The following is a 3,205-nucleotide window of genomic DNA, read 5'->3' as shown; positions in this document are numbered from 1 at the left end:
CATCGGCGCGGCCCGCGCGCCGGGCGCCTTGATCCTCGAAAGGGTAGAGCCATGACCCGCGCCTTCCTGGTCGTCATCGACAGCGTCGGCATCGGCGGTGCGCCGGATGCCGGGGGCTTCTACAACGACGGCGTGCCCGACAGCGGCGCCAACACCGTCGGCCATATCGCCGGGGCCTGCGCCGGCGGCCATGCCGAGCAGGGGCGCAGTGGCGCGCTGCACCTGCCCAACCTGGCGGGCCTCGGGCTGGGCCATGCGCTGGAGCTGGCCAGCGGTGTCACCGCCCCCGCCCTGATGGTGGCGCCCACCGGCGCCTGGGGCGCGGCGACCGAGGTCAGCCCGGGCAAGGATACCCCCTCGGGGCATTGGGAACTGGCCGGGGTGCCGGTGCCCTGGACCTGGCATTATTTCGAGAAACCAACCGAGAGCTTTCCCCCCGATCTGATCGAAGAGGTCAAGGCCTGTGCCGAAACCGAGGGTATCCTGGGCAATTGCCATGCCTCGGGCACCAACATCATCGACGACCTGGGCGAAGACCATATCCGCACCGGATGGCCCATCTGCTATACCTCCGCCGACAGCGTCTTCCAGATCGCCGCACACGAGGACCACTTCGGGCTGGACCGGCTGCTGGACCTGTGCCGCGCCCTCGCGCCCACGCTGCACGCCATGAAGGTGGGCCGGGTCATCGCGCGGCCCTTCGTGGGCGAGCCGGGCGCCTTCACCCGCACGCCGCGCCGACGGGATTTCGCCATCGCCCCGCCCGCGCCGACGCTGTGCGACTGGGCGCAATCGGCCGGGCGCGCGGTGCAGGCCGTGGGCAAGATCGGCGACATCTTCTCGATGCAGGGCATCGACACGGTGCGCAAGGGCGACGACGCCGCCCTGATGGGCCACCTGTCCGACCTCGCCCGCGAGGCCCCCGAGGGCGCTCTGGTCTTTGCCAACCTGGTGGAGTTCGACAGCCTTTATGGCCACCGCCGCGATGTCTCGGGCTATGCGCGCCACCTGGAATGGTTCGACGCCGAACTGGGCCGCCTGCTGCCGCGATTGCGCGAGGGTGACCTGTTGCTGGTCACCGCCGATCATGGCAATGACCCCACCTGGGTTGGCACCGACCATACCCGCGAACGGGTGCCGGTGCTGGCCCACGGGCTGGGCGCGCGGGCGCTGGGGAACATGGCGTTCACCGACGTGGCGGCGCTGGTGGCCGACCACCTCGGGCTGGAAAAGGGCAGGGCATGACGTACCGCGATACTGCGAAGGTGGAACTGCACCTGCATCTGGAAGGCGCCGCGCCGCCCGCCTTCATCCGGGGGTTGGCGCAGGAAAAGAACCTCGACCTCAGCGCGATCTTCACCGCCGATGGCGGCTATGCCTACCGCGACTTCGACCATTTCCTGCAGGTCTACGAGGCCGCCTGCACCACGCTTCAGTCGCCCGAGGATTTCCATCGCCTGACCCTGGCCGTGCTGGAGGAAAGTGCGGCCCATGGTGTGGTCTATTCCGAAACCTTCCTGAGCCCCGATTTCTGTGGCGGCGGCGACCTCGCGGCCTGGCGCGACTACCTGGCCGCCATCGAAGAGGCGGCAGAGGAAGCCGAGGCCCGCTTTGGCATCACCCTGCGCGGCATCGTCACCTGCATCCGTCACTTCGGCCCCGACAAGGCCCGGCCTGCGGCGCGCTGCGCGGTGGAAACGCAGGGGCGCTTCCTGCGCGGCTTCGGCATGGCCGGCGCCGAGATGATGGGCCGACCAGGGGATTTCGCCTGGGCCTTCGACTGCGCGCGCGAGGCGGGGATGCCGCTGACCTGCCACGCCGGCGAATGGGGCGGCCCGGACATGGTGGCCGACACCCTGCGCGACCTCGCCCCGGCGCGGATCGGCCACGGGGTGAACGCCATCACCGACCCGGCGCTGGTGGAAACCCTGGCCGAGCGGGGCACGGTGCTGGAAGTCTGCCCCGGCTCCAACGTCTTTCTGGGCGCGACCGGCGGCTGGCCCGACCACCCGATCAAGCGGTTGCGCGACGCCGGCGTCAAGGTCACGGTCTCGACCGACGATCCGCCCTTTTTCCACACCACCATGACCCGCGAATACGAGATGCTGGCGCAGACCTTCGGCTGGGACGCCGCCGATTTCGCCGCGCTCAACCGCGTGGCGCTGGAGGCGGCGTTTTGCGATGCCGAGACCCGCGCCGGCGTCGCCCGCAAGCTGGAGGCCGCATGACCCGCCTGCCGCATCTGACCCATGTCAAGCACCCCCTGGTCCAGCACAAGCTCACGGCGATGCGCCGGGCCGGCACGCCCTCGAACCAGTTCCGCGGGCTGCTGCGCGAAATCTCGCACCTTCTGGCCTACGAGATCACCCGCGACCTGCCGCTGACCGAAGACCGCATCGAGACCCCCCTGCAGCCGATGGATGCCCCGGTGCTGCAGGGCAAGAAACTGGCGCTGGTCAGCATCCTGCGCGCGGGCAACGGGCTTCTGGATGGCGTGCTTGAGCTGATCCCCTCGGCGCGGGTTGGCTTCGTCGGGCTTTACCGCGACGAGGAAACGCTGCAGCCCGTGCAGTATTACTGCAAGCTGCCCGATGGGCTGGCGGATCGCGTTGTGATCGCCGTGGACCCGATGCTGGCCACCGGCAATTCCTCCGCCGCGGCGGTGGACCTGATCAAGCAGGCCGGGGCGACGGACATCCGGTTCCTGTGCCTGCTGGCCGCGCCCGAGGGCATTGCCCGCATGCAGCAGGCCCATCCGGACGTGCCCATCGTCACGGCCGCGGTCGATGAGCGTCTGGACGCGCGTGGATATATCGTCCCGGGGCTAGGGGATGCGGGCGACCGCATGTTCGGTACAAAATGAAGTAACAAACGCTTTACAGCCCCGGCGTTCTCGCCCACCATTCCCGCGTGCATCCCGGGGGAAAAATGGGCAAGGCAAGCCGTGTCGCAACCGTTCTGGTGATTTTTGGCGTGATGGCCGGGCCGGCAAGCGCGCAGGGCCTGCAGGCGCCCTCGCCGCCCGCCGAGCAGCCGCCCGACAGCTTCGAGGGCGCGCAATTCGTGGACAGCCGCGGATGCGTTTACGTCCGCGCCGGGCTGAGCGGGACGACGACCTGGGTGCCGCGCGTGAACCGGCAACGCCAGCAGGTGTGCGGGGCCGAACCGACACTGGCCGCGGGCGCCCGGCCAGACCCCCAAGCCG

General features: G+C 69.6%; 3 protein-coding genes and 1 pseudogene. All 4 read left to right on the top strand.

Annotation, left to right across the window (positions count from 1 at the left end):
• The first annotated feature begins 51 nt into the window (after positions 1–51).
• The gene (locus ACH107_RS31445) at positions 52–1,245 is read left to right on the top strand and encodes a phosphopentomutase (RefSeq protein ID WP_412509581.1); all 1,194 of its coding nucleotides are present in this window, start codon (positions 52–54) and stop codon (positions 1,243–1,245) included.
• The gene (locus ACH107_RS31440; protein ID WP_412509580.1) at positions 1,242–2,228 is read left to right on the top strand and encodes an adenosine deaminase; all 987 of its coding nucleotides are present in this window, start codon (positions 1,242–1,244) and stop codon (positions 2,226–2,228) included. Before ACH107_RS31445 ends, ACH107_RS31440 begins: the two co-directional genes overlap by 4 nt.
• Positions 2,225–2,863 carry a uracil phosphoribosyltransferase gene (upp, locus tag ACH107_RS31435; protein WP_412509579.1) on the top strand — a complete coding sequence of 213 codons (639 nt, stop codon included), beginning with the start codon at positions 2,225–2,227 and terminating at the stop codon, positions 2,861–2,863. The genes ACH107_RS31440 and upp overlap by 4 nt, the downstream gene beginning before the upstream one ends.
• A 65-nt stretch (positions 2,864–2,928) precedes the next feature.
• A pseudogene (locus ACH107_RS31430) lies at positions 2,929–3,205 on the top strand (SPOR domain-containing protein); the annotation flags it as partial.

The sequence above is a fragment of the Roseovarius halophilus (ex Wu et al. 2025) genome, from assembly GCF_047086965.1.
Note: the sequence above shows the minus strand (reverse complement) of the source record. Positions and strands in the feature narration are given on the sequence as shown.